Source organism: Streptomyces sp. NRRL S-37 (assembly GCF_000721605.1).
Taxonomy (GTDB): domain Bacteria; phylum Actinomycetota; class Actinomycetes; order Streptomycetales; family Streptomycetaceae; genus Streptomyces.
On the sequence record NZ_JOIZ01000005.1, the window covers coordinates 409,154 to 435,269 of the forward strand.

At 71.2% G+C, this 26,116-nt stretch carries 23 protein-coding genes, 1 pseudogene and 1 riboswitch; of the genes and pseudogenes, 9 read left to right on the forward strand and 15 right to left on the reverse strand.

Annotated elements, in window-relative coordinates; all coding sequences use genetic code 11:
* Positions 1 to 107 precede the first annotated feature (107 nt).
* The gene (locus IH50_RS0108745) at positions 108 to 1,343 is read left to right on the forward strand and encodes a glycosyltransferase family 87 protein (RefSeq protein WP_030859070.1); all 1,236 of its coding nucleotides are present in this window, start codon (positions 108 to 110) and stop codon (positions 1,341 to 1,343) included.
* Positions 1,344 to 1,548: 205 nt separating this feature from the next.
* Here IH50_RS0108745 and IH50_RS0108750 read toward each other — a convergent pair whose 3' ends face one another.
* From IH50_RS0108750 to IH50_RS0108770, 5 genes are all read right to left on the reverse strand, one after another.
* On the reverse strand, positions 1,549 to 2,739 hold the full coding sequence (locus IH50_RS0108750; RefSeq protein ID WP_030859072.1) for a hypothetical protein: 1,191 nt from the start codon (positions 2,737 to 2,739) through the stop codon (positions 1,549 to 1,551).
* A 33-nt stretch (positions 2,740 to 2,772) separates the two neighbouring features.
* On the reverse strand, positions 2,773 to 3,786 hold the full coding sequence (locus IH50_RS0108755) for an NlpC/P60 family protein (protein ID WP_030859073.1): 1,014 nt from the start codon (positions 3,784 to 3,786) through the stop codon (positions 2,773 to 2,775).
* A gap of 259 nt (positions 3,787 to 4,045) precedes the next feature.
* Positions 4,046 to 5,086, reverse strand: a complete 1,041-nt coding sequence (locus tag IH50_RS0108760; protein ID WP_030859075.1) for a C40 family peptidase — start codon at positions 5,084 to 5,086, stop codon at positions 4,046 to 4,048.
* A 231-nt stretch (positions 5,087 to 5,317) separates the two neighbouring features.
* Positions 5,318 to 6,661 carry an NYN domain-containing protein gene (locus IH50_RS0108765; protein ID WP_030859076.1) on the reverse strand — a complete coding sequence of 448 codons (1,344 nt, stop codon included), beginning with the start codon at positions 6,659 to 6,661 and terminating at the stop codon, positions 5,318 to 5,320.
* Positions 6,662 to 6,764: 103 nt separating this feature from the next.
* The gene (locus tag IH50_RS0108770; RefSeq protein WP_030859078.1) at positions 6,765 to 7,004 is read right to left on the reverse strand and encodes a hypothetical protein; all 240 of its coding nucleotides are present in this window, start codon (positions 7,002 to 7,004) and stop codon (positions 6,765 to 6,767) included.
* A gap of 156 nt (positions 7,005 to 7,160) precedes the next feature.
* Here IH50_RS0108770 and IH50_RS0108775 point away from each other — a divergent pair, with 156 nt between their 5' ends.
* The 7 genes from IH50_RS0108775 to IH50_RS0108805 all read left to right on the forward strand — a co-directional run bounded on the left by IH50_RS0108775 (position 7,161) and on the right by IH50_RS0108805 (position 13,510).
* Positions 7,161 to 7,895 (forward strand): rhomboid family intramembrane serine protease, encoded by a 735-nt coding sequence (locus tag IH50_RS0108775; RefSeq protein ID WP_030859081.1) that lies wholly within the window; start codon positions 7,161 to 7,163, stop codon positions 7,893 to 7,895.
* Positions 7,892 to 8,173: an Lrp/AsnC family transcriptional regulator gene (locus IH50_RS0108780; RefSeq protein WP_030859083.1), complete on the forward strand. Its 282-nt coding sequence runs from the start codon at positions 7,892 to 7,894 to the stop codon at positions 8,171 to 8,173. Before IH50_RS0108775 ends, IH50_RS0108780 begins: the two co-directional genes overlap by 4 nt.
* Before the next feature lie 274 nt (positions 8,174 to 8,447).
* Positions 8,448 to 8,762, forward strand: a complete 315-nt coding sequence (locus tag IH50_RS0108785) for a hypothetical protein (protein ID WP_030859085.1) — start codon at positions 8,448 to 8,450, stop codon at positions 8,760 to 8,762.
* A complete protein-coding gene (locus IH50_RS0108790; protein ID WP_030859087.1) occupies positions 8,689 to 10,188 on the forward strand; it encodes a sensor histidine kinase in 1,500 nt (499 codons plus the stop codon). The genes IH50_RS0108785 and IH50_RS0108790 overlap by 74 nt, the downstream gene beginning before the upstream one ends.
* Positions 10,185 to 10,847 (forward strand): response regulator transcription factor, encoded by a 663-nt coding sequence (locus tag IH50_RS0108795; protein WP_030859089.1) that lies wholly within the window; start codon positions 10,185 to 10,187, stop codon positions 10,845 to 10,847. The genes IH50_RS0108790 and IH50_RS0108795 overlap by 4 nt, the downstream gene beginning before the upstream one ends.
* Before the next feature lie 77 nt (positions 10,848 to 10,924).
* Positions 10,925 to 12,340 (forward strand): SLC13 family permease, encoded by a 1,416-nt coding sequence (locus IH50_RS0108800; RefSeq protein WP_030859091.1) that lies wholly within the window; start codon positions 10,925 to 10,927, stop codon positions 12,338 to 12,340.
* A gap of 12 nt (positions 12,341 to 12,352) precedes the next feature.
* Positions 12,353 to 13,510: a glycerate kinase gene (locus IH50_RS0108805; protein WP_051767221.1), complete on the forward strand. Its 1,158-nt coding sequence runs from the start codon at positions 12,353 to 12,355 to the stop codon at positions 13,508 to 13,510.
* Between the two features lie 191 nt (positions 13,511 to 13,701).
* Here the strand turns inward: IH50_RS0108805 and IH50_RS0108810 are convergent, their stop codons facing one another.
* The 6 genes from IH50_RS0108810 to IH50_RS0108835 form a co-directional block, all read right to left on the reverse strand.
* The gene (locus IH50_RS0108810) at positions 13,702 to 15,069 is read right to left on the reverse strand and encodes an aminotransferase class V-fold PLP-dependent enzyme (RefSeq protein WP_030859097.1); all 1,368 of its coding nucleotides are present in this window, start codon (positions 15,067 to 15,069) and stop codon (positions 13,702 to 13,704) included.
* Positions 15,070 to 15,231: 162 nt separating this feature from the next.
* A riboswitch (SAM riboswitch) is annotated at positions 15,232 to 15,348 on the reverse strand.
* 369 nt (positions 15,349 to 15,717) lie between these two features.
* A complete protein-coding gene (gene trpD, locus IH50_RS0108815; protein ID WP_030859098.1) occupies positions 15,718 to 16,782 on the reverse strand; it encodes an anthranilate phosphoribosyltransferase in 1,065 nt (354 codons plus the stop codon).
* A 157-nt stretch (positions 16,783 to 16,939) separates the two neighbouring features.
* A complete protein-coding gene (locus IH50_RS0108820) occupies positions 16,940 to 18,577 on the reverse strand; it encodes a cytochrome b (protein ID WP_030859100.1) in 1,638 nt (545 codons plus the stop codon).
* The gene (locus IH50_RS0108825) at positions 18,574 to 19,632 is read right to left on the reverse strand and encodes a ubiquinol-cytochrome c reductase iron-sulfur subunit (RefSeq protein WP_030859102.1); all 1,059 of its coding nucleotides are present in this window, start codon (positions 19,630 to 19,632) and stop codon (positions 18,574 to 18,576) included. The genes IH50_RS0108820 and IH50_RS0108825 overlap by 4 nt, the downstream gene beginning before the upstream one ends.
* On the reverse strand, positions 19,629 to 20,441 hold the full coding sequence (locus IH50_RS0108830) for a c-type cytochrome (protein ID WP_030859104.1): 813 nt from the start codon (positions 20,439 to 20,441) through the stop codon (positions 19,629 to 19,631). Before IH50_RS0108830 ends, IH50_RS0108825 begins: the two co-directional genes overlap by 4 nt.
* 82 nt (positions 20,442 to 20,523) lie before the next feature.
* Positions 20,524 to 21,135 (reverse strand): cytochrome c oxidase subunit 3, encoded by a 612-nt coding sequence (locus tag IH50_RS0108835; RefSeq protein ID WP_030859107.1) that lies wholly within the window; start codon positions 21,133 to 21,135, stop codon positions 20,524 to 20,526.
* A gap of 238 nt (positions 21,136 to 21,373) precedes the next feature.
* Here IH50_RS0108835 and IH50_RS0108840 point away from each other — a divergent pair, with 238 nt between their 5' ends.
* The gene (locus IH50_RS0108840) at positions 21,374 to 21,775 is read left to right on the forward strand and encodes a hypothetical protein (protein WP_030859108.1); all 402 of its coding nucleotides are present in this window, start codon (positions 21,374 to 21,376) and stop codon (positions 21,773 to 21,775) included.
* Between the two features lie 94 nt (positions 21,776 to 21,869).
* Here the strand turns inward: IH50_RS0108840 and IH50_RS0108845 are convergent, their stop codons facing one another.
* The 4 genes and pseudogenes from IH50_RS0108845 to coxB form a co-directional block, all read right to left on the reverse strand.
* A complete protein-coding gene (locus IH50_RS0108845) occupies positions 21,870 to 23,147 on the reverse strand; it encodes a L,D-transpeptidase (protein ID WP_030859111.1) in 1,278 nt (425 codons plus the stop codon).
* Between the two features lie 116 nt (positions 23,148 to 23,263).
* Positions 23,264 to 23,662 carry a cytochrome c oxidase subunit 4 gene (locus IH50_RS0108850; protein WP_030859113.1) on the reverse strand — a complete coding sequence of 133 codons (399 nt, stop codon included), beginning with the start codon at positions 23,660 to 23,662 and terminating at the stop codon, positions 23,264 to 23,266.
* Positions 23,659 to 24,948: pseudogene (locus IH50_RS37515) on the reverse strand (cytochrome c oxidase subunit I). Before IH50_RS37515 ends, IH50_RS0108850 begins: the two are co-directional and overlap by 4 nt.
* Positions 24,945 to 25,904, reverse strand: a complete 960-nt coding sequence (gene coxB, locus IH50_RS0108860; RefSeq protein ID WP_030859115.1) for a cytochrome c oxidase subunit II — start codon at positions 25,902 to 25,904, stop codon at positions 24,945 to 24,947. Before coxB ends, IH50_RS37515 begins: the two are co-directional and overlap by 4 nt.
* Positions 25,905 to 26,116 lie beyond the last annotated feature (212 nt).

Consider the following 26,116-nt stretch of genomic DNA (forward strand, 5'->3'; position numbering starts at 1 on the left):
ACCGAACGGGGGTGCGCCGTTCGCCGCGGCGGTGCTCCGTGGCACGTGCACAGGTGTCCGGGCCATCATGGCCCTTCACGACCGCACACCGGACGGGCAGGGAGCAGATGAAGACGACGGCCGTACGGGGGTCCCTCGCCGGGCTGCTGCTCCTGTGGGCCCTGACGCGGGCCGCCCTGCTGCTGTGCGTCCTGAAGGTGATCGTCTTCCCCGGTCCTGACGTCACCAGCGACGTGTCGGTCATCTACCGGGGCTGGTACGACGTCCTGCGCACCGGAACGTTCCCGCTGGACGACGTGACCTGGCAGTACCCGCCCGCCGCGGCCCTGGCGGTCCTCTCCCCCGGCCTGCTGCCGTTCCTGGAGTACGCCACCGCCTTCTTCGTCCTGGCGTGTCTCGCCGACCTGGTCACCCTGTGTCTGCTGCTGTATGCCGGCCGCCGTCCCGGACGGTCGCCGCGCGGGGCGTGGGTGTGGGTGGTGGGCGTGCCGCTGCTCGGGCCGACGGTGTACGCGCGCTACGACGTGATGGTGACCGCGGTCGCCGTGGCCGCGCTGCTGGCGGCCGCCCGGTACCCCCGGCTGGCGGGGGCGCTCGCCGGTTTCGGGGCGCTGGTGAAGGTGTGGCCGGCGCTGCTGCTGATCGCGGTGCGGCGGCGTGGGGCGTGGGTGTCGGCGGCGGTGACCGGTGCCGGTGTGGCCGGCCTGTTCGCCGCACTGATGCCGGGGGCGTTCGCGTTCCTGGCCTTTCAGCGGGACCGGGGGACGGAGGTGGAGTCGCTGGGGGCGCTCGTCTTCCATGTGGCGCGGCAGCACGGCTGGGAGGGGGAGGTGCTGCTCAACTACGGCTCGGTGGAGTTCCTCGGGCCGTACGTGGACCGGGTGAGCACGGGGGCGCTGGTGCTGAGCGGGGCCGCGCTGGGGTGGCTGGTGCTGTGGCGGGTGAGGGCCGTCCGGTTCCCGGCGCACGGGGTCGCCGACGCGGCGTTCGTGGCGGTGCTGCTGTTCACGACGACGAGCCGGGTGATCAGTCCGCAGTACATGGTGTGGCTGGTGGGGCTCGGGGCGGTGTGTCTGTGCTTCCGTGAGAGCCGGATGGGGGTGGCGGTGGGGCTGGTGCTGGGGGCTTCGCTGGTGACGGTGCTGGAGTTTCCGCTGTGGTTCGCCCATGTGGTCGCCAGTGACTCGCTCGGGATCGGCCTGCTGGTTCTGCGCAACGGGCTGTTGGTGGCGGCGGCGGCGGTGGCGGCGCGGGTGCTGTGGTGTACGACGGTTCCTCGTCGGCGGTCGGCTCCCCGGGTGCCGGGGCCGGCCCGGGGGGCCGGGACGCCGGTCTCGTCCTGATCGCGGGCCGGCGTTCGCGGGTGCCTCGCGTTGGTGCGGGCCGGGAGGTGTTCGCGCGGCCCGGCGCCGTACGGGTGTCCCGCGTTGGTGCGAGCCGGGGGTGTTACGCAGCCCGGCGTTCGCGGGGTGCCGTCGCGCCCACCCGTGCCGCCCCAGCGGCACGACTGCCCGCGGATCGCGGGGGGCTACACGCGGAGGGGCGGGGTCAGGTCAGGGTGGTTTTCAGGTAGTGCTGCCATTGGGCTGTGAACTCTTCGCGGGTTGTGTCGAGGACTTGGCGCATCGCGGTTTCCACCGCGCCGTCGCGGTGTTCGTGTGCGCCCACGGCGCGGTAGAACTCGCCGAGGCGGTCCTCGCCCCAGTGGTCGGCGATGAGGCGGCAGGCCAGCCAGCCGCTCTCGTAGGCGCGGGCGAGGTGGTCCGCGTCGCCGGAGAAGCCGAAGTCCTCGTCGTCCGGCAGTCCGGCGGGCACCTCGCCCCGGCCCACCGCGTAGGCGAGCTCCGGTGCGACCTCCGCGGGGGCGCGGTCGCCGTCGCGGTAGCCGACCCAGTCGGCGAACCCCTCGGACAGCCACAGCGGGGTCGCGGCGGAGGTGTGGGCGCGGGTGGCGACGTGGGTGGTCTCGTGGGTGAGGACGACCTGCCGGCCCGAGTCGCCGAGCATTCCGAAGGCGTCCGGGTTGACGATGATCCGGTCCGCCGGGGCCCGCCCGTCCGCGCCGATGGTGCCGGTGGTGACCGCCGCGATCCCCCGGTAGGAGGAGGCGGGCGAGCCCAGCAGGCCCGCCATGCCCTCCAGGGTCTCCGGGACGAGGACGACCACGCGCCGGGCCCATCGCGGGCCCCACGCGTCGGACACCGCGGGCACCGCGCGGTCGGCCAGCTCGGCGTAGTCCCGCAGCTTCCCGTCGGGCTGTCCGACGCCGAGGACGAGGCTCCGCTCGCCCCGCACGGCGCGGGTCGTGCCCTGGTCCCACAACTGCTGGCCGGACTTCTTCGCGGGCCGGTCGGAGTCGACGGACCAGCGGCCGTCGCGGTCCCGGCTCAGGCTCAGGGAGCGGGCGGTGGTGACCGGGGACCGGTCGTGGCCCTCGACGCGGTAGCTCAGGTCGGCGGAGGCGGTGGCGGTGTCACCGGTGCGGTCGAGGGCGGTGACGCGGTAGGACCAGTCCGCGAGCGGCACCGCGCGCAGGTTGGCGAACCCGGCTCGGGTGCCGGTGCGGGCGTACGCGGCGGCGTCACGGTCGAGGACGGCCTCCGCGCGGCGGTCGAGGAGGGACTGCACCTGCGCGCGTACGGTGTCGGCGGCCGGTCCCCCGCCGCACCCCACCAGGGAGACGAACAACAGACACAGCGCCAGCACCGACGCACCCGACACCCGCCTTCGACCAGCCATCTTCCCGAGGGTACGGGCGCCGGGCCGGTGCGGTCAGATCCTGGTGACCGACGAGACGGGCATCATGCCGACCGGGTCGTAGCGCACCGGGGCGCCGGGGTGGGGCGCGTGGATCACCTGACCGTTGCCCATGTACATCCCCACGTGGGAGGCGTCGGAGCGGTAGACGACCAGGTCACCGGGGCGTGCCTCGGACAGGGGGATCCGCCGGCCGGCGTACCGCTGGGCCTGCGAGGTGCGCGGCAGCGCGACCCCGGCCTGGGCGTACGCCCACTGGATCAGCCCGGAGCAGTCGAAGGCGTGCGGGCCCTCGGCGCCCCAGACGTAGGGCCTGCCGAGGGCGGAGCGGGCGGCGGCGACGGCGGCTGCCGCGCGGGCCGAGGCGGGCGCGCCGGACGGGCCGAGCAGGTCCGCGCGTGCGGAGCGGGTGGCGCGGTCCCAGGCGGCGCGTTCGCCGGCCGGGAGGGAGTCGAGCAGCCGGCGGGCCTCGGTGAGCTTGCGCTCGACGGTCCGCTTGTGCGCGGCGACGGCCCTGCGGCTCCGCTCCAGCGCGCCGAGCTTTCCGGCCGCCTCCGCGCGGTCCTGGGCGAGGGAGCGCAGGGTGCTCCTCAGTCTCCTCAGCTCGGCGGCCTGGTGGACGGTGATCCGGTCCAGTACGGAGGCCTTCTCGAGGTAGTCCTCCGGGTCGTCGGAGAGGAGCAGGGCGAGGGTGGGGTCGAGGCCGCCGGAGCGGTACTGGGCGCCGGCGAGCGAACCCAGCGACTCCCGCATGGTGTTGACGCGCGCCTGCTGCCGGGCGATGACGTCCTGTGCGGTGGCGATCTGCCGGCGCAGTCCGTCGGCGCGCTCGTCGGCCTCGTTGTACGCCTCGGTCGCCTTCTCGGCCTCCCGGTAGAGGCGGTCCACCTCGGCCCGGGTGACGTCGTACGGCGTGGCCGCGGCCGGTACGGCGGCGAGGGCGGTGGCCGCCGCGGACAGCAGACCGAGGGCGACGGCGGCGCCCCGGTCGGATCCGGACGACGGTGCGGTACGGCGATGGGACCCCACGGGAAGCCGCGCTCCTTCCACTGACGGACAGGGAAACGCGGCAGACAGTAGCCTCACGGCGCCGGGCGAACCCTTGGCCGGGGCGACCGCACACAGTGACGCCCCGCCTGTGACCTGCGTCAGAGGCGGGGCGCGGGGAAGACCGGCGCGGCGGGGAATCCCCCGAACGGCGGCAGCCAGGGGGTGTCGTTTGGATCTTGCCGGGGTCGCGGGGTCCGGCACCCGCTCACTGGAGCCGGCCTGATCCAGACGACGCCCCCTAGACGCGGACGCCGAACATGAACGGGCCGCCGATGGTGTTCATCGACTCGTAGCGCACGACGGTGCCGGTGCGCGGGGCGTGCAGCACCTGGCCGTTGCCCGCGTAGAGGCCCACGTGGTGCAGGTCGTTGAAGAAGAAGACGAGGTCGCCGACCTTGAGCTGACTCATCGAGTAGATCCTGGTGCCCGCGCCGGTCTGCGCCTCGGAGGTGCGCGGGATGCCGACGCCGGCCTGCGCGTAGGCCCAGGAGGTCAGGCCGGAGCAGTCGAAGGAGGACGGGCCGGTGGCGCCGTAGACGTAGGGGGTGCCGATCTTGCTCTGGGCGGCGGCGAAGGCGGCGGCGGCGCGGCCGGAGCCGGCCGGGACGTTGACGGAGAGCGCGTCGCGCTCGCTGGCGCGGGTGGAGCGGGTCTCCTCCTCGTCGAGCTGGGCCCTCTCCGTGGCGGTGAGGCTGTTGAGCAGCTTCTGCGCGGAGGAGAGCTTGCCCTGGACTTCCTTCTTCTTCTTGCCCAGTTCGGTGCGGGTGGCGGAGAGGTCCTTGAGCTTCTCGGCCGCCTCGGAGCGCTGCTGGGCGAGCTCGCGCTGCTTCCCCTGGATCTCCTTGAGCGCGTCGACCTGCTGGGTGCTCAACTGGTCGAGCGTGGACGCCTTGTCGAGGTAGTCGTCCGGGTCGGCGGAGAGGAAGAGCTGGACGGAGGGGTCGATGCCGCCGCTGCGGTACTGGGCGCTGGCCATCGAACCGAGGCCGTCGCGCAGCTCGTTGAGCTCCTGCTGGCCCTTGGCGACGTTGTCCTGGATCGTGGAGATCTCCTTCTGGAGCTTCTCCTGCTTCTCCTTGGCGCCGTTGTACTTCTCGGTGGCCTGCTCGGCCTGCTCGTAAAGCTTGTCGACCTTGGCCTTGACCTCGTCCTTGCTCGGCTTCTCGCTGGGCGCGGCGTTGGCGGCCTGCGAGCTCATGACGACAGCGGCAGCGGCAGCGGTGGTGAGCACGGTGACGCGTGCGCGGCTCGGCTGCTTGGGACGACGGTGGGACGCCACGGAGACGAGCTCCTTCTCGAGAGTGATCGCGCGAGCGAGGGTTCGAAGAGAGACCCTAGTGATTCTCTTGTGATCAGTTCAAATCCCTGGACACAAAATCTCCGTTACAGCGCGTTTATTCGGTCCGAATTCACCTGCAGTAACGCCTCTTTGACGCTACGTTGCGTGACGGTTCCGTCAATTCGGGCAAAGGTCCCGTACGTTGTACGAGGGACGGACGGGAATCAGATGTCAGGAAAGCCTTTTGAGGAGCACCGCCGACGCGACGGGGCGTGCGCCCGCGCGGGCCACCCCGTCGGCGACCTCGCGGTCGGTGGAGGCGACGATGACGGGCCGTCCCGGCGGCTCGGCGCGCACCAGCTGGCGGATCAGCTCGTCGGCGGTGACGCCCGGCTTGGAGAACAGCACCCGCACCCCGCGCGGCGGCGCGAGCAGCACCGGCACGGCCAGTTCGGCGCCGTCGAAGACGCACGTCACCTCGGCGCCGGTCTGGGCGGCGAGCTGGGCGAGCTGGCCCAGGAGCCTGAGCCGCTGCTTCTCCAAGGGCATCTGGGGATAGCCGGTCTTGGTGACGTTGTAGCCGTCGACGACCAGATGGGCCTGCGGCAGCGCCAGCAACTGGTCGAGGACGGCCGGGTCGTGCTCGGACAGCGCGCGGTTGGCGATGTCCTTCGGGGTCATGCGGCCGGGCTCGACGGCGTCCACGGTCTCGGCGGGCCGGACGGACACGGGGGGCAGCGCCAGCTCCCGGCGGAGCCCCTGGGCGGCGTCCAGGACGGTGTCGAGGAGCAGCCGGACCCGCATGTCCTCCACGCTGCGGCCCTCCCGGGCGGCCCGGCGGGCGGCCTCCAGGGCGGCCTCGGTCTCCCCCAGCCGGGCCTTGAGGCGCCGGCTCTCGCTCTCGGCGGCCGACACCTGGGCGCTCCCCTCGGCGCGCACGGCCTCCATCTCGCCCCGCAGCTTGCGCACGGCGGCCTCGCCGCGCTTGACGTCGCTGAGGGCGGAGCGCAGCTTGCGGTGCAGCGACTCGGCTTCCTTCTTCGCCGTCTCCAGCTCGGTGCGCAGCCGTTCGGTCTCGGACCTGGTGTGCTCACGGGCCCGGGCGAGTTCGTCACGCAGCCGCTCCAGCTCGGCCCGGGTCTCGTCGTCGGCGCGCTCGGCGTCGGCGCGCTGGGCCTCCTCGCCGGCGGCGGTCACCAGCTTGACCCAGCCGGCCGGGCGGAGCACATAGGCCGCGGCCGCCACGTCGAGCGGGTCCGCGGCCGGGGGCGGGGAGCCGGAGTCGAGGGCGCCGGTCAGTTCCGGCTGGGCCTCTCTGAGCTTCTCCCCGATGCGCTGCCGGAACAGCGGATCGGTCTCCAGCGCCGCGGCCATGGCGTTGCCGGCGAACTTGGCGCGGCGGTTCGGGGTGAAGCGCGCGTACTGCCGGAGCTGGGCGGGCAGCTCGGCGACCGTGAGCCCGCCGAAACCGTCGGCGACGATCTGCACGACCCGGCGGCGCACTCCGTCGGGCAGCGGACGGTCGAGCACCTCGGCGGCGCCGTCCTGCGGCCCCCCGCCCGTGGTCTCCACCATCCGTCACACCCCAATGTCCGTGTGCGACCCCGTGTACGGGGTCGCCGTCAGCGGAGCCCTCCCCCGCTCTCGACTTCGCTCGAGCGGGAGGGACCCCCTTCGCTCAGGAGCCGGCACCCGGCCTGTCCACGAGTTCCACCTGGTCCACCGCGTTGCACCAGCGGCACCGCACCGACTCGGTGGTCTCATCGAGCACCTCGCGCTCCTCGACCGTGGGCTCTCCGGCCAGATCGAGGTGGACGTACTCGACGACCTTCGACGAGCGGGTCACGTCGAAGCGGGTGAGGTTGCCGCAGAGGGTGCAGCGCCACCGCGTCGAGGCGGTCGGCAGAGGAACCGTCATCGTGGCTGTTCGCCTTCCTTCCAGTGTCCGTGACACACCGGATCTCCGGTGCGTATGGCTTGTAACCCTACGGCCTGGCGGGTCCCCGCCGCCCGCCCGTCCATGGCGGCGAGGCGGTCTGTGCGGTTGCGTCCGGTTACGTCATGCTCTGTATTCATGATCCGTGACTGGAGTGCGTCGGCCGCCGGGGCGATCCGGGGCACCTCCGCGCCGGTGACCCGCACCCTCACCGTGCTGTGCTGCCTGGTCTTCCTGGCCGGGCCGGCCTCCGGCCTGCATCCGGCCCACGGCTCCGGGGTGGAGCTGCTGGAGGCGCGGAGGGCCTATTTCCGGCACTGGGGCGTCATCCCCGCAGACCTGTTCGAAGGGTCCCCCGGGGCCGTCCTCACCCCCGCCACGGCGCTGTTCGTGCACGGCGACTGGGTGCATCTGCTCGGCAACATGCTGTTCCTCCACGTCTTCGGAGCGATGACCGAGGCACGGATGGGCCGGGTGCGGTTCACCCTCTGCTACGCCGGCTGCGGCTATCTCGCGCTGCTGGGGTACGCCGCCGCCAACGCGGACTCCGAGCGGTCCCTGGTCGGTGCCTCAGGGGCGATCTCGGCGGTGCTCGGCGCGTTCCTCTTCCTGTTCCCCCGGGCCCGGGTGACCAGTCTCCTGCCGTTCCTGTTCTTCCTGCCGGTACGGCTGCCGGCGTGGGTGGTGCTGCCGTTCTGGGCGGCGCTGCAGTGGGCGGCGGCGGGGCGGGCGGGCGAGGGGCCGGGGGTGGCGTACCTGGCGCACCTGATCGGGTTCGGGCTGGGCTTCGGCTGCGCGTGGGTGTGCTCCGGCAGGGCGACTACAGTGAAGGCCACCCCTGCTCCGGCCCCCGAGGGAGAGAACCAGCCGTGATCACCGCGATCGTCCTCATCAAGACCAGCGTGGACCGGATCCCCGAGATCGCGGAGCGGATCGCCGCGCTGGAGAGTGTCAGCGAGGTCTTCTCCGTGACCGGCACGTACGACCTGATCGCCATGGTGCGGGTGCGGGAGCACGAGGATCTGGCGGAGGTCATTCCCGGTCGGATCAGCAAGATCCCGGGGGTGGAGGGGACCGACACGCATGTGGCGTTCCGTACGTACTCGCAGCACGATCTGGAGGCGGCGTTCGCCATCGGGCTGGACAGCTAGCGGTTCGCCGGGGGCGGGGCGGGCGTCCTCCGGTCGGTGCCGGTTCTGGGTGCCTCGGCCACCTTTTTTCGCCCCCGCCGCCCCTTCCCGTCCCGAACCCGGGGCTCCGCCCCGGACCCCGCTCCTCAAACGCCGGAGGGGCTGAATTACGCCCGAGGGGATCGGATTGTGCCCGGGGGTTGGGTTGTGCCGGGGGCTGGAAGTCGGCGGCGGATGAAGGGTTTTTCATCCGGCGCTCATCCGGGAGCTCCGGTGCGGTGCGCAGGATCGGGACATGGTCTTCACTCGCCGGATGGCGGCGCTCGCCGCCGTCGTGCTGATCCCGCTGGGCGTCGCCGCGACCAGCTTCGCGCTCGCCGACAGTCCCGAACCGCCGAAGGTGCCGCCCCAGGTCGAACTGGACAGCGGCTCACCCACTCCGACGTCCACGGCCCCGTCCGCACGGCCCGAGCCGACGCCGAGCGACGAGGTCGTCTCCCGGCCTCCGGTGACCGACAGCCCAGCGGATGAGGACGATGACGACGACCGAGGCCAGGACTCCCCGGACGACGGCCCCGGCGGGGACGACGGACCCGGCGACGACGGCTGACGCCGCCCGCCGGCGGATCTCCGCCCGGGTCCGCATCCTGCTGTGGCTGCTGTTCGTCATGGCGGTCGCGCTCGCCTCGGTCGCCATGACCACCCGCTCCTTCCTGCTGCGGGACGTCGACCACCGGATCAACGGGCTGCTCGCCCAGGAGGCGGGCGAGTTCGCCAACTTCGAGGAGCGCGGCTTCGATCCGGAGACGAGCCGGCCCTTCACCGACCCGGACCGGCTGCTGCGGGTCTTCCTGGAACGGCAGTACGCCGACCCGGACGAGGAACTGATCGGCCTGGTCGCGCGGAAGAGCGGCGGCCCGGCGAAACTCACCCAGCCGCGCGACCTGCCCGTCGCCCTGCCCCTGCACCGGGACGGCGACGCCCGGCGCCGCATCTTCGACTCGCCCGACGCCTCCGGCGTGCTGCACCGGCCCGAGGGCGAGATCCGCTGGGCCAAGGTGGCCGTGGCCCGGCACGGCGGCGGCACGTCCGAGGCGGCGTTCGTCGTCGCCTTCCACCCCGAACGCGAAGTGGCCCGGGTGGACGAGGTGTTCCGGGTGCTGCTCGCCATCTCCGGGGTCGCCCTGCTGCTGACCACCGGCATCGGCTGGGCGGTCGCCGGGCGGATCCTGCAGCCCGTACGGCTGGTGCGCACCGCCGCCGCACAGCTCACCGAGCAGGATCTCACCCGCCGTATCCCGGTGCGCGGCCGCGACGACATCGCGGCCCTCGCCGAGACGTTCAACGCGATGCTCGACCGGCTGGAGCGGGCCTTCGCCGCCCAGCGCCAGTTCGTCGACGACGCCGGCCACGAACTGCGCACCCCCATCACCATCGTGCGCGGCCACCTGGAGCTGATGGGTGACGATCCGGCCGAGCGCGAGGAGACCGTCCGGCTCGTCACCGACGAACTCGACCGGATGAGCCGCATCGTGGAGGACCTGCTGCTGCTCGCCAAGGCCGAACGCCCCGACTTCGTCCGCCCCGAGCCGGTCCAGCTCGCCGAACTCACCGCCGACGTCTACGTCAAGGCCCGCACCCTCGGCGAACGCGACTGGCAGCTCACGGAGACGGCCGACCGGGAGGCCGAGCTGGACCCGCAGCGGATCACCCAGGCGATGGTGCAGCTCGCGCAGAACGCGGTGCAGCACACCACCCCCGGCCAGACCATCCGCATCGGCTCCCACGCGGAGGGTTCCCGGATCGAGCTGTACGTCGCCGACTCCGGCCCCGGTGTCCGGCCGCAGGACCGTGAGCTGATCTTCGAACGCTTCCGGCGCGGCACCTCCCGGCGCGGGGCGCGCGGTTCGGGCGCCGGACTGGGCCTGTCGATCGTCAAGGCGATCGCCGAAAGCCACGGCGGCCGGGTCCGCCTGCACGACACCGAGGGCGGCGGCGCCACCTTCGTACTCACCCTGGGAGAGACACGGACGTGAACCGGATCCTGATCGTCGAGGACGAGGAGCGCATCGCCTCCTTCGTGGAGAAGGGCCTGCGCGCCAACGGCTTCACCACCACCGTCGTCCCCGACGGCGAGACCGGCTACGAGTACGCCCTGACCGGCGGTTTCGACCTGGTCGTCCTGGACATCGGGCTGCCCGGCCGGGACGGCTTCACCGTGCTGCGCGAACTGCGCGAGTCCCGGGTGACGACCCCGGTGATCGTGCTGACCGCGCGGGACTCGGTACGGGACACGGTGGCCGGCCTGGAGGGCGGCGCCGACGACTGGATGACCAAGCCGTTCCGCTTCGAGGAACTGCTCGCCCGGGTACGGCTGCGGCTGCGCACGGCGGCCCGGGCGCCGGAGGTGACGGTGCTGAAGTCCGGCTCGCTCAGCCTCGATCTGCGCACCCGCCGCGCCCGCGCCGGAGAACGCACCGTCGACCTGACGGCCCGTGAGTTCGTGCTGCTGGAACTGTTCCTGCGCCACCCCGGGCAGGTACTCTCCCGCGAGCAGATCCTCTCCCACGTGTGGGGCTACGACTTCGACCCGGGCTCCAACATCGTGGACGTCTATGTGCGGGCGCTGCGCAAGAAGCTCGGCGCGGAGAAGGTGGAGACGGTCCGCGGGATGGGCTACCGCCTCCCCGCGTGACGGCCCCGGCCGCCGGGTGAAGTTCCCTTCATCTCCGGCTCATCGACGGCTCACCGCTCCGGTGGATCGTCGATGACGTGACACTGAATCCCCGCCTGACCGCGGCCCTGTGCGTGGCGCTGTCGCTGTGCGCGCTGCTCGCGGTCCCCGGCAACTTCCCCGGTCTCGGCGGGGACGCGCGCCTGACCCTCGCCGTGTTCGCGCTGGCGACCTGTGCGTGGGTCGGTACGCCGATCGACGACACGTACATCGCGCTGGGCGCCGGACTCGCACTGACGGTGACCGGGGTGATCAGCAGCGACACCCTGTTCGGCACCCTGGGCGACTCGACGGTGTGGCTGCTGATCTGCGCGTTCGTGCTGGCCGCCGCGGTCGCCCGGACCGGGCTCGCGGGGCGGGCGGCGGCCTTCCTGGTCGGCGGGGCCCGTACGGTACGGCAGTTGACGCACCTGACGACGGCCGCGCTGGTCGTCACGGCGTTCGCGGTGCCGGCCACCTCCGGCCGGGCGGCGCTCGCCCTGCCGGTGTTCCTCGCCCTCGCCAAGGCACTCGCCGACCGGAAACGACTGGTGGTGATGCTGGCGCTGCTGTTCCCGACCGTGATCCTTCTGTCCGCGGTGGCGACCCTGATCGGCGCGGGCGCGCACCTGATCACCGTGTCGGTGCTGTGGGAGGCCGCCGGGGAACGGGTCGGCTTCACCGAGTGGCTGCTGCTCGGGCTGCCGCTGGCCGTGGCCTCCTCCCATCTCGCCGCCGAGGCCGTCCTGTTGACCACCACCCGGCGCGCGGACCGCGAGGGCGGCGTGCACATCACCGCCGAGGAGATCCAGCGGCACAGCGACCGCCCGGTCACCGGCCCCTGGACCCAGGCCGAGAAACGCTGCGCCCTGCTGCTCGCCACGGTCGTCGCCCTGTGGTGCAGCGAGCCGCTGCACCGGGTGTCACCGGCCATGGTCGCGCTGATCGGCGCGGTCGTCGCCGCCTCGCCGGCGCTGGGCACCGTACGGCTGAAGGACGCGCTGAGGACGGTGCCCTGGTCGCTGCTGCTGTTCATGGCGGCGACCATGGCGATGGGCGTGGCGCTCGCCGAGTCGGGCGCGGCGAAGTGGCTGGTCGGGGGGCTGCCGGCGGGGATCACCCCGGTGATGTTCCTGGCGGTCGTCATCGCGGTCAGCACGGCCGCCCATCTGGTCCTGCAGTCCCGCTCCGCCCGCTCCTCCGTGCTGGTCCCGCTGGTGGTCGCGGCGGCCGTGGGCGCCGGGGTGAACCCGGTCGCGGCGGCGCTCGCCTCCACCGCCGCCGCGGGCTTCTGCCACACGCTCCCGGCCTCCGCGAAGCCGGTCACGCTCTTCGCGGACATCCCCGGCACCCCCACCTACACCTCGCGTGACCTGCTGCGGCTGTCCGCCGTACTGGCCCCGCTCACCGCCGCCCTGGTCCTGCTGTTCGCCGCCCTGGTGTGGCCGCTGCTCGGCGTCCCCGTGACCCGCTAAGGAGTTCCCCTCATGCTGAACCGTGTCGTCGTAGCCCCCAGCGGTTTCAAGGAGTCGCTGTCCGCCCAGGCCGCCGCCGACGCCATCGCGGCGGGTGTCCGCCGGGTGCTGCCGGACGCCGAGATCGACCGGATCCCGCTGGTGGACGGCGGTGAGGGCACCGCCTCGGCGCTGGCCTCGGCGACCGGCGGCCGGCTGGTCGCGCTGGCCGCCACCGGCCCGGTCGGCGAACCGGTCGGCACCCACTTCGCGCTGCTCGGCTCCGGGGACACGGCGGTGGTGGAGATGGCGGCGGTCGCCGGCCTCTCCCTGGTCCCCCGCACCCGGCGCGACCCGGGCGCCACCACCACGTACGGCGTCGGGGAACTGATCCGCGCCGCCCTCGACCAGGGCGTACGGCGGATCCTGGTGGGCTGCGGCGACTCGGGCACCTCCGACGGCGGCGCGGGCGCGCTCCAGGCGCTCGGCGCACGGCTGCTGGATGCGGACGGTTTCGAACTGGCTGCTGGTGGCCGGGAGTTGACGCGTCTGGCCCGCATCGATCCGGCCGGGCTCGATCCCCGCCTGGCCGGTGTGGAACTCCTCGTCGCCTGCAACCCCTTCAACGTGCTGTGCGGGGAGCGGGGCGTGGCCCGGGTGTTCGGTCCGCAGAAGGGGGCGGGTCCGGAGCAGGTGGAGGAGTTGTCGGCGGCGCTGGAGAACTGGGCGCGGGTGCTGACCCGCGATCTGGCCGTCACCGGTACCGATCTGCGCCTCGGCCGCGGTACGGGCGCCTCCGGCGGGCTCGGTGCCGGGCTCGCCGCGCTGGGCGGGGCCCTCCTGCCGCGCTTCCACGTCCTGCTGGACCATCTCGACCTGGACGCCCGGCTGGCCCGCGCCGATCTGGTCGTCACCGCGGAGGGGGCGCTGGACCACCAGACGCCGCGCGGGAAGGTCCCGGCGGAGGTGGCGCGGCGCGCCAAGCTGTCGGGGCGGCCGGTGCTGGCGCTGGCGGGGACGCTCGGGGAGGGGGCGGGGGAGGTGCCGGGGGTGGACGCCTGTCATGGCATCCTGCCCGCGCCGATGGCTCTGGCGGAGGCGCTGGTCCGCGGCGCGGAGCTGCTCACCGACGCGACGGAGCGCGCGCTGCGCATGATCGTGCTGGGTGCGCGGCTGCCGGCGGCCACCTAGGGGTTTCGCCCCCGCCGCCCCTTCCCGTCCCGAAACCGGGGCTCCGCCCCAGACCCCGCTCCTCAAACGCCGGAGGGGCTGAGATCTAGCCCCTCTGGGGGTACCCCCTCTGGGGGAGTTTGAGGAGCGGGGGTCCGGGGGCAGCGCCCCCGGGGACGGGAATGGGAAGGGGCGGCGGGGGCGAAAACCCCTCAGGCGGAGGTGTCCGGGACGCAGCGCCCGTCCACCGTGCGGTAGCTCCAGCGGGCGCCGTCACGCACCAGCTCCCGTACCGCCCGTACGAACCGCTCCACGTGCTCGTCGGGCGTCCCCGCCCCGAAGCTCACCCGGATCGCGTTGAGCGACTTCTCACCGGGCCCCGCCTCGGGCGCCCCGCACTCCCCCTGCGCCCGCGCGTCACCGCCGAGCAGCGTCCGCACCAGCGGATGCGCGCAGAACAGCCCGTCCCGCACACCGATGCCGTACTCCGCGGACAGCGCCGCGGCGAAGTGGGAGCTGTTCCAGCCCTCCACGACGAAGGAGAGCACACCGACGCGCGGGGCGTCGTCCCCGAACAGGGACAGGAACCGCACCTCGGGCACGTCCGCGAGCCCTTCGCGCACCACGCGGACCAGCCGCTCCTCACGCGCGGCCAGCGCCTCGAACCCGGCCTCGGTGAGCGCCTTGCAGGCGGAGGCGATGGAGTACGCGCCGATGACGTTGGGCGAGCCGGCCTCGTGGCGGGCGGCGCCGTCGTGCCACTCCACGTCCACTCCCCCGTCCTCGCGCCGGGTGACCTTGCGGCTGGCGCCGCCGCCCGCGAGGTAGGGCTCGGCCTCCCGGAGCCAGTCGGCGCGGCCGGCCAGCACACCGGAGCCGAAGGGGGCGTACAGCTTGTGCCCGGAGAAGGCGACCCAGTCGACGTCCAGGCCGGTCACCGAGACGGCGTGGTGCGGGGCGAGCTGGGCGGCGTCCAGCACGATCCGCGCGCCGTGCGCGTGCGCGGCGGCGGCCAGTTCCCGTACGGGCCACAGCTCGCCGGTGACGTTGGAGGCACCGGTGACGCAGACCAGGGCGGGGCCGTGGGGGTCGCGGTCGGTGAGGGCGCGCTCCAGGGTCTCGACGGCCTGGCGGGGGCTGCGCGGGGCGTCCAGGCAGGTGACCCGCGCGTCGCGCCAGGGCAGCAGGGAGGCGTGGTGCTCGGTCTCGAAGACGAAGACCTCGCAGCCGTCGGGGAGCGCGGCGGCGAGCAGGTTGAGGGAGTCGGTGGTGGACCGGGTGAAGACCACCTGGTCCCCGGTACGGCAGTCGAGGAACTCGGCGACGGTCCGGCGGGCGTTCTCGAACAGGTCGGTGGAGAGCTGGGAGAGGTATCCGGCGCCCCGGTGGACGCTGCCGTAGTACGGCGCGTAGGCGGCCACGTCGTCCCAGACCCGCTGGAGGGCGGGGGCGCTGGCGGCGTAGTCGAGGGCGGCGTAGGTGACCTCGCCCCCGGTGACGAGGGGGACGGTGACGTCCCGGCCGAGGACGGGCAGCGGGGCGTGGACGGACGGGTCGGCGGCGACGGTGGGCACGGACATGGCACAACTCCCGGCGAGGCAGGCGGAATCCCCGCGCGAGCGCACATCGCTCGAGCGCGGAGGGAAGGGAAAAGGGGTGCGTGGAGGCGGGGCTCGGCAGCCCTAACGCATTCGCTTGCTCACGGGAGACTCCTCGACGACCAGGACCCCTGGTGTGCGAGGGGTCCGCGCTTGCCGTGAGCCTTGCTGCTCACGGCCTGGTCTTCACCCGGGGCACCCCGCCACGGACGGAGGGTTGCCGGACAGCCGGCCGGGGCCTGATGGCTGTCACTCATGACCTGGACAGGAAAGTACGCGAAATGATCGACGCCCCGCAACCCGCGTCCGGATCGCGGGACATCCCCAGCCTGACGAGAGGACCTGCCCGGCGGATCGCCTCGAAGAAAACCGACGGCGTCTCGCAGCCCCGGCCGGCGAGGGCGATGCAGGTCCCCCTCACAGGGAACCCGAACAGGGGAACCACGCAGGGAGCCCCCGCAGGGGCCCGCACCGGGAACCCGCACCAGGAACCCACGCAGGGGAACCCCCGCAGGAGCCCGCATCAAGAGCCCGCCGCTCGGCTTCGCTGGAGCGGCGGGAGGAGGTGGGCGTGCGGCTGCGAGGCGGTGGAGGAACACGCACCGGGTCCGGCGCCCCGCCGGGCAGGCCTTACGCGTTGCTGACGGCCACCCAGCGTTCCAGGACCCGCTTGGCGGCTCCCGAGTCGATCGACTCGGCCGCCTTCGCCATTCCGGTGCGGATCTGTTCCGTCAGGGTGCCGCCGCCCGGCTCCAGGGCCACCAGCGCCGCCGCCGAGTTCAGCAGTACCGCGTCCCGTACGGGGCCCGGTTCGCCGTCGAGGAGCCGGCGGGCGACCTCGGCGTTGTAGGAGGCGTCGGCGCCGCGCAGCGCCTCCACGGGCACCAGCTCGATGCCGGCGTCGCGCGGGTCGAAGGCCTCCTCGGTGACCTTGCCGTCGCGGACCACCCACACCCGGGAGGTGGCGGTGGTCGTCAGCTCGTCGAGTCCGTCGTCACCGCGGAACACCAGCGAGGAGTGGCCGCGCTCGGCGAACACCCCGGCCATGATGGGCGCCATCCGCGGGTCGGCGACCCCGACGGCCTGCGCCTTGACCCGTGCCGGGTTGGCCAGCGGGCCGAGGAAGTTGAACACCGTGCGGACACCCAACTGCCCCCGCGCGGCGGCCACGTGGCGCAGCGCCGGATGGAACTTCACCGCGAAGCAGAAGGTGATCCCGGCCTCCTCGGCGACCTCGGCGACCCGCCTCGGCGTCAGCTCCAGATTGACGCCGAGCTTCTCCAGGACGTCGGAGGCGCCGGACGCGGAGGACGCGGCCCGGTTGCCGTGCTTGACGACCTTCGCGCCGGTGCCGGCCACGACGATCGAGGACATCGTGGAGATGTTCACCGTCTTGGCGCCGTCGCCGCCGGTACCGACGATGTCGACGGTCGCGCCCGGCACCTCGATCACATGGGCGTGGTCGTACAGCGCCCGTACGCAGCCGGTGATCTCCTCGACGGTCTCGCCCTTGGCCCGCAGGGACACCGCGAACCCGGCGATCTGCGCGTCGGTCGCCTCGCCGCGCATGATCAGGTCCATCGCCCAGGCGGTGTCGTCGGCGGTCAGGTCCCGGCCGTCCAGCAGTCCGTTCAGTACGGCGGGCCAGGAGCGGCCCGCCGCGGTGTCGCCTCCAGCGGGGGTCACAGCGCTCATGGCCGCTCCTGATGGTCGTAGAGGAGTCCGGGGACCGGGCAGGATCCCGGTGGTGTCCACCCTATCCAGGTCCGGGGACGGCGAAGGGCCCCCGTCCGCAGAACGGACGGGGGCCCTTCGCCGTCGTGTGGCGACTGGGGTGAGGCGCTGAAGGCGATCAGTGGTGGCCGTGGCCGCTCGTGATCTCCTTGTACTCCTCGACGGTCGGCTTCGGGATCTGGGCGTCCTCGCCGTAGTAGCCCTTGCTCAGCTTGACGCGCAGCTTCTCGGTCGCCTTCACCTTGCGCCGGACGCCGTTCTCGTCGACCTCCGGGCCGATCTCGGCCGGCTTGTACTGCTCGTGCGCGGTGAGGGTGTACATCTGCTCCTGGCTGAGCGGCTCGTGCACCTCGATGAACTCACCGTGCGGCAGGCGCTTGATGATGCCCGACTCGCGGCCGTGCAGCACCTTGTCCTTGTCCCGGCGCTGGAGGCCGAGGCAGATCCGCTTGGTGACGACGAACGCGATGACCGGTCCCACGAAGAAGCCGATGCGGACGAACCAGGTGACCGAGTTGATCGAGAGGTTGAAGTGCGTGGCGAAGATGTCGTTGCCGCCACCGATCAGCATGATCACGTACGCCGTGACCCAGGCGACGCCGAAGGCCGTACGGGTCGGCGCGTTGCGCGGCCGGTCCAGGATGTGGTGCTCGCGCTTGTCCCCGGTGATCCAGGACTCGATGAACGGGTAGAGCGCGATGACCGCCAGGAAGAGACCGAAGATCACCAGCGGGACGAAGACGCCCAGGACCAGGGTGTGGCCCCAGAACCTGATCTCCCAGCCGGGCATGGCGCGGACCAGGCCCTCGGCGAAGCCCATGTACCAGTCGGGCTGGGCGCCCGTGGAGACCATGTCCGGACGGTACGGGCCCAGGGCCCAGATCGGGTTGATGGACGCGATGCCGGCGATCAGCGCGGTGAAGCCGAAGACCAGGAAGAAGAAGCCTCCCGCCTTGGCCATGTAGACCGGCAGCAGCGGCATGCCCACGACGTTCTTGTTGGTCCGTCCGGCACCCGCGAACTGCGTGTGCTTGTGGTAGAAGACCAGGATCAGGTGGGCGACCACCAGGCCGAGCATGATGCCCGGCAGCAGCAGGATGTGGATCGAGTAGAACCGCGCGACGAAGTCGGTGCCGGGGAACTCCCCGCCGAACAGGAACATCGAGATGTACGTGCCGACGATCGGCACGGACAGGATCGCGCCCTGGGTGAAGCGGACACCGGTGCCGGAGAGCAGGTCGTCCGGCAGCGAGTAACCGGTGAAGCCGGTGAACATGCCGAGGACGAACAGCAGGAAGCCGAACAGCCAGTTGATCTCACGCGGCTTGCGGAACGCGCCGGTGAAGAAGACGCGCATCATGTGCACGAACATGCCGGCCAGGAAGATGACCGCGGCCCAGTGGTGGATCTGCCGGATCAGCAGACCGCCACGGACGTCGAAGCTGATGTCCAGCGTCGACTTGTAGGCCTCGCTCATCAGCTGTCCCTGCAGCGGGACGTAACTGCCGTGGTACTCCACCTCGTTCATCGACGGGTGGAAGAACAGCGTCAGGTACACACCCGTGAGGATGATGATGAGGAAGCTGTAGAGGCAGATCTCGCCCAGCATGAAGGACCAGTGGTCCGGGAAGATCTTGCGCATGTTGGCCTTGGCCAGGGAGTAGATCCCCAGCCGGCCGTCGGCCCAGTCGGCGACGCGTTCGCCGGCCGGTGCCTTCCCGCGCGAGCGGGACTCGGGGGTCGTCGTAGTACTCATCCGCGCTCCCAGAAGGCAGGACCGACGGGCTCTGCGAAGTCGCCGAGCGCTTCGAGGTAACCCTCGTCGTTCACGCCGATGCGCAGCTGCGGCAGCGGGTGACCGGCGGGGCCGAAGATGACCTTGGCACCGTCGGAAAGGTCGAAGGTGGACTGGTGGCAGGGGCACAGCGCGTGGTGCGTCTGCTGCTCGTACAGGGAGATCGGGCAACCGACGTGGGTGCAGATCTTCGAGTACGCGAGGATGCCCTCGTGCGACCACTCGAGTGACTGCTTGTCCTTGATGTCGTCCGGCTTGATGCGGACCAGCATCAGGGCAGCCTTGGCGATCTCGTTCTGGAAGTCGTGGTCGTGCTCCTCCAGGCCCTCGGGCTTGGCGAAGGTCAGCGAACCCACGATGAGGTCGGACGGCCGCAGCGGCTCGTTGGTGTTCATGTTGACGATCAGCTTGCCCTTGCCCCACGGGGTGTGGCGCAGCTTGGTCTCGGGCAGCGGCCCGAGCTCGCGCAGCAGCACGACGCCGGAGAGCGGGAACAGGGCGAGGGCGCCGAACATCGTGTTGCGGATCAGCTTGCGCCGGCCGAGCGCCGACTCCTTGGCACCCTGGCGGAAGTCGTCCATGACCTTCGCCTTGACCTCGGGCGAGGCCTCGATCGGGTGCCGCTCGTCGGCCAGCTCCTCGTCGGACATCAGGGTGCGGGCCCAGTGGACCGCGCCCGCGCCGATGGCGAACAGGGCGATGCCGAGCGTCACGCCGAGCGCGAAGTTCAGGGCACTGATGTGACCCAGCGGGAAGATGTAGACGATCTTCTCGACCGGGATCGCCACGAACGAGGCGATGAAGCCGATGGTGGCCAGCATCGACAGCGTGAACATCAGGGCGACCGCGCGCTCGGACCGCTTGGCGGCCCGCTCGTCGATGTCCTGGATGCGGTGCTCGTGGGGCGGCAGGCCCGGGTCGGCGAACGGGTTCTTCTCGTCCGCGACCTTCACCGCGCCGTGGGTGGTGTCCTGCGCTGCGGGCAGGTTCTCTTCAGGGATGTCTTGGCTACTCATGACTTCTTGGCCTTTGCGGTCCGAGCGGCGACCCACACGGCGACGGCGATCAGGCCGCCGAGACCGAAGATCCAGCCGAACAGGCCCTCGCTGACCGGGCCCAGCCCGCCCAGCTCCATGCCGCCCGGGCTCTCGGACTCGTCGGTGTCGACCTCGCCCAGGTACGCGATGATGTCCTTCTTGTTCTGCTCCGTCAGCGTGCTGTCGGGGAAGGAGGGCATGTTCTGCGGGCCGGTGAGCATGGCCTCGTAGATGTGCTTGGGAGCGACGTCCTCAAGGCTCGGGGCGTACTTGCCGTGCGTGAGCGCACCGCCCTTGCCGGTGAAGTTGTGGCACTGCGCGCAGTTGTTGCGGAACAGTTCGCCGCCCTTGGCGATGTCGGCGCCCTTGGGGCCGTACTGCTCGGCGGTGGGGACGGCCGGGCCGGCGCCCAGGGAGGCGATGTACGCCGCCAGCTGGTCGATCTCGGCCTGGCTGTAGACGGCCGGCTTGTCCGGGATCTGCGCGGCCTGCGAGGTGGCGGCCGGCATACGGCCGGTGCTCACCTGGAAGTCGACCGCGGCGGCGCCCACGCCCACCAGGCTCGGACCGTCGGAGGTGCCCTGACCGCCGGTGCCGTGGCAGCTGGCACAGCCGACCGCGTAGAGCTTCTTGCCCTCCTCGATGGTGAGGGACTGGGCGGTTTCGTCGGCCTGCGCCTTGTCCGCGGGTGCGAACACGGCGTAGAGCCCCCCGGTGCATGCCAGCGCGAGGAGTAGGACGACGAGCGCCGCCAGCGGATGGCGTCGTCGTGCGGAGAGCTTTTTCACGGATTACCCCGGTGTCAGGATCTTCTGCGTCGATGCTTCTGGATGGTTGCGCCCGGAAAGGCGCGCGCGGATGTGGGCCCGGCTACTTGATCATGTAGATCGTGGCGAAGAGGCCGATCCAGACGACATCGACGAAGTGCCAGTAGTAGGACACGACGATGGCCGCGGTCGCCTGCTCGTGGGTGAACCTCTTGGCCGCGTAGGTCCGGCCCAGGACCAGCAGGAAGGCGATGAGACCGCCCGTCACGTGCAGGCCGTGGAAGCCGGTGGTCAGGTAGAACGCCGAGCCGTACGGGTCGGAGGAGAGGGACAGGCCCTCGTGCTTGACCAGCTCGGTGTACTCGAAGACCTGGCCGCCGATGAAGATCGCGCCCATGATGAAGGTGACGACGAACCAGCCCCGGAGTCTCTTCACGTCACCGCGCTCGGCGGCGAACACGCCGAGCTGGCAGGTGAGGGAGGAGAGCACCAGGATCGTGGTGTTCGTCGCCGAGAACGGGAAGTTCAGGGCGTCGGCCTTCTCGGCCCAGAACTCCGGACCGGTCACCGATCGCAGGGTGAAGTACATCGCGAAGAGGGCCGCGAAGAACATCAGCTCGGAACTCAGCCAGATGATGGTTCCGACGCTGGTGAGGTTCGGCCGGTTGACCGACGGGTGCGCGTGCCCGGTATCTACTGTCGTTGCTGTCGCCACGCCGACATTATGTCGGTCGCTTATCCCGCCCTCACTCCCGGGGGTGCCGTTCGGTGCGTTCAGCCCTCCTGGACTGCCCGTATGGCCCATCCGCGAGCCGTGGCGGAGCCCTCGCGGAACCGTCTCGAAGGCGTGTCCGAACCAGTGTTGACAAGCGGTCCGAAGGGGTAGCATCCGCGCCATCGGTACCCGAAGTTCCCGACAGAGCCGTGCCCTCTTTCTTACGCGTGGAGGAACAATGCAGGCGACCGCCACGGTGCTGGTCTACAGCGACGACGCCAACACCCGGGAGCAGGTGCGGCTCGCCACGGGGCGGCGGCCGGCGCCGGACGTGCCCGTCGTGGAGTTCGTGGAGTGCGCGACCCCGGCGGCGGTGCTGGCCGAGCTGGACCGGGGCGGCATCGACGTGTGCGTGCTGGACGGTGAGGCCGTGCCGATGGGGGGCATGGGGATGTGCCGGCAGATCAAGGACGAGGTGTTCAACTGCCCGCCGGTGCTTTTGCTGATCGGCAGGCCGCAGGATGCGTGGCTGGCGACGTGGAGTCGCGCCGAGTCGGCGGTGAGCTTGCCGGTGGAGCCGGTGGAGTTCGCCTCGGCGCTGGCGTCTCTGCTGCGGCGGAAGGCTCTTGCGGGGGCCTAGGAGCTCGGACCTGTCCGTGGTTCGGCGGCCTCGGGCCGGTGGGGGTTGTTCGCGCAGTTCCCCGCGCCCCTGAGGGTGCTGCCCCTAGGGCGTTTCATGCGGTCTGTGGCCTGAGGCGGGCCTGCTCGGCCGGGTTCTGGGCGGTGCCGGGGGTCAGGGCGCTGCCTGCCTGCCAGGTGGGCCAGTCGAGGTTCCAGTCGCCGTAGCCGTTGCCGAAGGGTTCCATCGTGGCGCCGGCCGAGTTCTCGACCTTGACGACGTCGCCCTCGCGGACGGTGTCGAAGAACCACTTCGCGTCGTCGGTGCTCATGCCGACGCAGCCGTGGCTGACGTTGTCGTAGCCCTGGGAGCCGACGGACCAGGGGGCGGCGTGCACGTACTCGCCGCTCCAGGTCACCCGGGTGGCGAACTCGACGTCCATGTCGTACGACTCCTCCGAGCCCTCGGCTATGCCGACGGTGGTGCTGCGCATACGTACGAGGCGTTCCTTGGCGAGCACGACCTTGACGCCGTTGCGGGTCTCGAAGCCGGGCTTGCCCGTGGTGACGGGGATCCGCTTGATCTCCTCGTCGTTCTTGTAGACCGTCAGCCGGTGCGCGGCGGCGTCGGTGACGGCTATGACCCGGTCGCCGGTGCGGATCGTCAGGGGCTCGGACCTGCCGCCCCGCAGCCGGTCGTTGACCTTGACGCCCTCCAGGGTGCTGCGCACGCCGATGGTGGCGTGGGCGGGCCAGTAGTCCCGGGGGCGGTAGTGCAGCTTCCTGTCGTCCACCCAGTACCAGGTGCCGGACACGGCGGGGGTGGACTCGACCTTCAGGGCGCGCTCCACGACGGCTCGCTGGGCCGGGTCCCTGACGGGTGCGCTCAGCTCGGCGGTGAGGGGCTGGCCGACGCCGTACGTGCCCGCCCCGGGGCCGAAGGCGACGGTCAGGCGCTCGGCGGTGGAGGGCTTGGCGGTGGTGAAGGTGAGGACCTTGCGGCCGGGTGCCCCGTCCTCGTCCTCGGTGCTCACCCGGACCGTGTACCGGGCGCCCGCGGCCAGCGGGGAGGTGCTGTGCCAGCGGCTGCCGTCGGCGGCCAGTTCGCCCGTCACATGGCGTCCCGAGGCGTCCACGACGGTGACGTCCGTGATGCGTCCGTCGGAGTCCTCGGCGACGACCTCCAGGGGCTTGTCGGGGTCGGCCTCCCCGTCCGTTTCGACGGATCCGCCGAAGGAGATCCGGTCCGCCGCGTCGTAGGGCTCGGCGGCCAGCGGGTCGCCGTCGGAGGAGCAGCCCGCGACGCCCGCGCCGAGGGCTATCGCCAGCAGCGCGCAGCCGGCGACGCGGCTCCGCCCGGCGCCCGCGCCACGAGGGGACTTGGTGCGTCTCATGGCCTCACGCTAGGAACCCGCACCGCCCTCGGCTCATTGGAAGGGCCGAACGGGTGAAACGACGGCGAGGGGCCCGGACCCTCCTGGTGGAGTGTCCGGGCCCCTCGCCGCTGTGGTCACTGGGTGCGGTTCTCACCGCGGTAGTACTCGAAGACCCAGCCCCAGATGCCGATCAGGAGCAGCGGCGCCGAGAAGTACATCAGCCACCAGCCGATCGCGACGCTCGTGAAGGCCAGGGCACCGCCCACGGCCAGGGAGAGCGGCTGCCAGCTGTGCGGGCTGAAGAACCCGACCTCGCCGGCGTCGTCGGCGACGTCCGCCTCCTTGTTGTCCTGCGCGCCCACGTCGACCCGCCGGGCCGTGAAGCCCAGGTAGAAGCCGATCATGATGGACAGGCCGAACGCCAGGAAGAGGGCGGTGGTACCGACCGGCTCCTTCGACCACACGCCGTAGACCCCGGCCATGATGAGGAAGAAGATGCTCAGCCACATGAACATCTTGCCCTGGATCTTCACTTGCCGGCCTCCTTGCTGCCGGAGAGGGCCTTCTCACCGTGACCGGCGTTCTCGAGTTCGTCGAGCGCGGCGATCTCGGGGTGGTGCAGGTCGAACGCCGGGGATTCACTGCGGATCTTCGGCAGGGTGAGGAAGTTGTGGCGCGGGGGCGGGCAGGAGGTCGCCCACTCCAGCGAACGGCCGTAGCCCCACGGGTCGTCGACACCGACCGGCTTGCCGTACTTGGCCGTCTTCCAGACGTTGTACATGAACGGCAGCATCGACATGCCCAGCAGGAACGAGGCGATCGTCGAAACCGTGTTCGTGGAAGTCCAGCGGCGGCGAGGCCAGGATGACGCCGGTCAGACCACCGAAGGTGAAGGTGATCAGGAAGCCCAGCGTCCACAGCATCGGGGTCTCGAAACTCAAGGACCCCTTCCACATGGTGCCGATCCAGTTGAAGAACTTCACACCGGTGGGCACCGCGATCAGGAACGTCATGAAGGAGAAGAACGGCAGCAGCACACCGCCCGTGACGTACATGTGGTGCGCCCACACCGTCACCGACAGACCCGCGATGGCGATGGTCGCGCCGATCAGGCCCATGTAGCCGAACATCGGCTTGCGGGAGAAGACCGGGATGACCTCACTGACGATGCCGAAGAACGGCAGCGCGATGATGTACACCTCGGGATGGCCGAAGAACCAGAAGAGGTGCTGCCAGAGCAGCGCCCCGCCGTTGGCCGAGTCGAAGATGTGCGCGCCGAACTTGCGGTCCGCCTCCAGGGCGAACAGCGCCGCCGCGAGGACCGGGAAGGCGAGCAGGACCAGCACACCGGTCAGCAGCACGTTCCAGGTGAAGATCGGCATGCGGAACATCGTCATGCCGGGCGCGCGCATGCAGATGGGTACAGCCAGTAGGCGAACATGTTCAGCCGCGGGAACGCCACATCGGGCGCGCCGATCTGCAGCGGCATGATCCAGTTGGCGAAACCGGCGAACAGCGGCGTCGCGAACATCAGCAGCATGATCGTGCCGTGCATCGTGAACGCCTGGTTGAACTGCTCGTTCGACACGATCTGCAGGCCCGGCCGGGCCAGCTCGGCGCGCATCACCAGGGCCATGACGCCACCGATGATGAAGAACACGAACGACGTCGCCAGGTACAGCGTGCCGATCGTCTTGTGGTCCGTGGTCGTCAGCCACTTGACGACGACCTGGCCACGGGTCTGGCGCCGTACCGGCAGCTCGTCCTGGTAGTGGGACCCTGCCGCCGCGGCACCCTGGGATTCGTTGAGGATGCTCACAGGATGTTCGCCTCCCGGTTCTTCTCGTGCTCCGTCTGGGAGATGCCAGCGGGCACGTAACCGGTCTGCCCCTTCTTCACAAGGTCCTTCAGGTGCTGCTCGTAGCGCTCGGGGGAGACGACCTTCACGTTGAACAGCATCCGGGAGTGGTCGACGCCGCAGAGCTCGGCGCACTTGCCGAGGAAGGTGCCCTCACGGTTGGGGGTCACCTCGAAGGCGTTGGGGTGGCCGGGGATGACGTCCTGCTTCATGAGGAACGGCACCACCCAGAAGGAGTGGATGACATCACGCGAGGTCAGCACGAAGCGGACCCGCTTGCCCTCGGGCAGCCACAGGGTGGGGCCCGGGTTGTTGGTCTGCGGGTTCCGGGTACCGGGGACACCGCAGTCGTAGACGCCGCCGGCGTCGGCCGGGAAGGCCTTCTTGTAGCGCTCCGGGACCGACTCCAGTTCCTTGGACGTCTTGGCGTCGCCGGTGGAACCTTCGACGTTCTCGACGTAGTTGAAGCACCAGCTCCACTGGAAGCCGACCACGTTGACGGTGACGTCGGGCTTCTTCTCGAGCCTCAGCAGTTCGGATTCGTCACGCGCGGTGAAGTAGAAGAACACCGAGACGATGATGAGCGGAACCACCGTGTACAGCGCCTCGATGGGCATGTTGTAACGGGTCTGCGGAGGAACCTCCACCTTGGTGCGGCTGCGCCGGTGGAAGAAAGCACTCCACAGGATCAGGCCCCACACCAGCACGCCGACGACGAGCGCGGCGGCCCAGGAGCCCTGCCACAGGGAGAGGATCCGCGGAGCCTCTTCCGTGGTGGGGGTGGGCATACCAAGGCGGGGGAAGTCCTCCCATGTGCAACCGGTGGCGGTCGCCAGGACCAGGCCCGCGGTCAGTGCCTGCAGCAGCTTCCGCCGCATCGGGCGCCGCGGCGAGCGGTCGGAGCCGTTGGGACTCACGTAGCGCCTTCCCGAGAGTCTCGCCCGCGCGGATTGGCTGCGGCCTGCCTTCTCGCTGGTCGGTCGCCACCCTGCGTCGGGCAGGGGTTTGGATGTTTATGCGGAGCAAACCCTAGCCGACGCCCTCCGAGGGGTCGCGGGGAGGGGTGCCGTACGCGCCGCGGGTTACACCGAGCGCCTCATCATCCGGGGGTACGGGCGTCGTGGCGGCT

Excerpts from the sequence above, each read along its gene's own strand:
- IH50_RS0108845 (WP_030859111.1), bottom strand. The coding sequence starts at position 23,147 with ATGAGACGCACCAAGTCCCCTCGTGGCGCGGGCGCCGGGCGGAGCCGC.
- IH50_RS0108790 (WP_030859087.1), top strand. The coding sequence starts at position 8,689 with ATGACGACGACCGAGGCCAGGACTCCCCGGACGACGGCCCCGGCGGGG.
- IH50_RS0108765 (WP_030859076.1), bottom strand. The coding sequence starts at position 6,661 with ATGGTGGAGACCACGGGCGGGGGGCCGCAGGACGGCGCCGCCGAGGTG.
- IH50_RS0108805 (WP_051767221.1), top strand. The coding sequence starts at position 12,353 with ATGCTGAACCGTGTCGTCGTAGCCCCCAGCGGTTTCAAGGAGTCGCTG.
- trpD (WP_030859098.1), bottom strand. The coding sequence starts at position 16,782 with ATGAGCGCTGTGACCCCCGCTGGAGGCGACACCGCGGCGGGCCGCTCC.
- IH50_RS0108745 (WP_030859070.1), top strand. The coding sequence starts at position 108 with ATGAAGACGACGGCCGTACGGGGGTCCCTCGCCGGGCTGCTGCTCCTG.
- IH50_RS0108820 (WP_030859100.1), bottom strand. The coding sequence starts at position 18,577 with ATGAGTACTACGACGACCCCCGAGTCCCGCTCGCGCGGGAAGGCACCG.
- IH50_RS0108785 (WP_030859085.1), top strand. The coding sequence starts at position 8,448 with ATGGTCTTCACTCGCCGGATGGCGGCGCTCGCCGCCGTCGTGCTGATC.
- IH50_RS0108750 (WP_030859072.1), bottom strand. The coding sequence starts at position 2,739 with ATGGCTGGTCGAAGGCGGGTGTCGGGTGCGTCGGTGCTGGCGCTGTGT.
- IH50_RS0108770 (WP_030859078.1), bottom strand. The coding sequence starts at position 7,004 with ATGACGGTTCCTCTGCCGACCGCCTCGACGCGGTGGCGCTGCACCCTC.
- IH50_RS0108775 (WP_030859081.1), top strand. The coding sequence starts at position 7,161 with ATGATCCGTGACTGGAGTGCGTCGGCCGCCGGGGCGATCCGGGGCACC.
- IH50_RS0108810 (WP_030859097.1), bottom strand. The coding sequence starts at position 15,069 with ATGTCCGTGCCCACCGTCGCCGCCGACCCGTCCGTCCACGCCCCGCTG.
- IH50_RS0108825 (WP_030859102.1), bottom strand. The coding sequence starts at position 19,632 with ATGAGTAGCCAAGACATCCCTGAAGAGAACCTGCCCGCAGCGCAGGAC.
- IH50_RS0108840 (WP_030859108.1), top strand. The coding sequence starts at position 21,374 with ATGCAGGCGACCGCCACGGTGCTGGTCTACAGCGACGACGCCAACACC.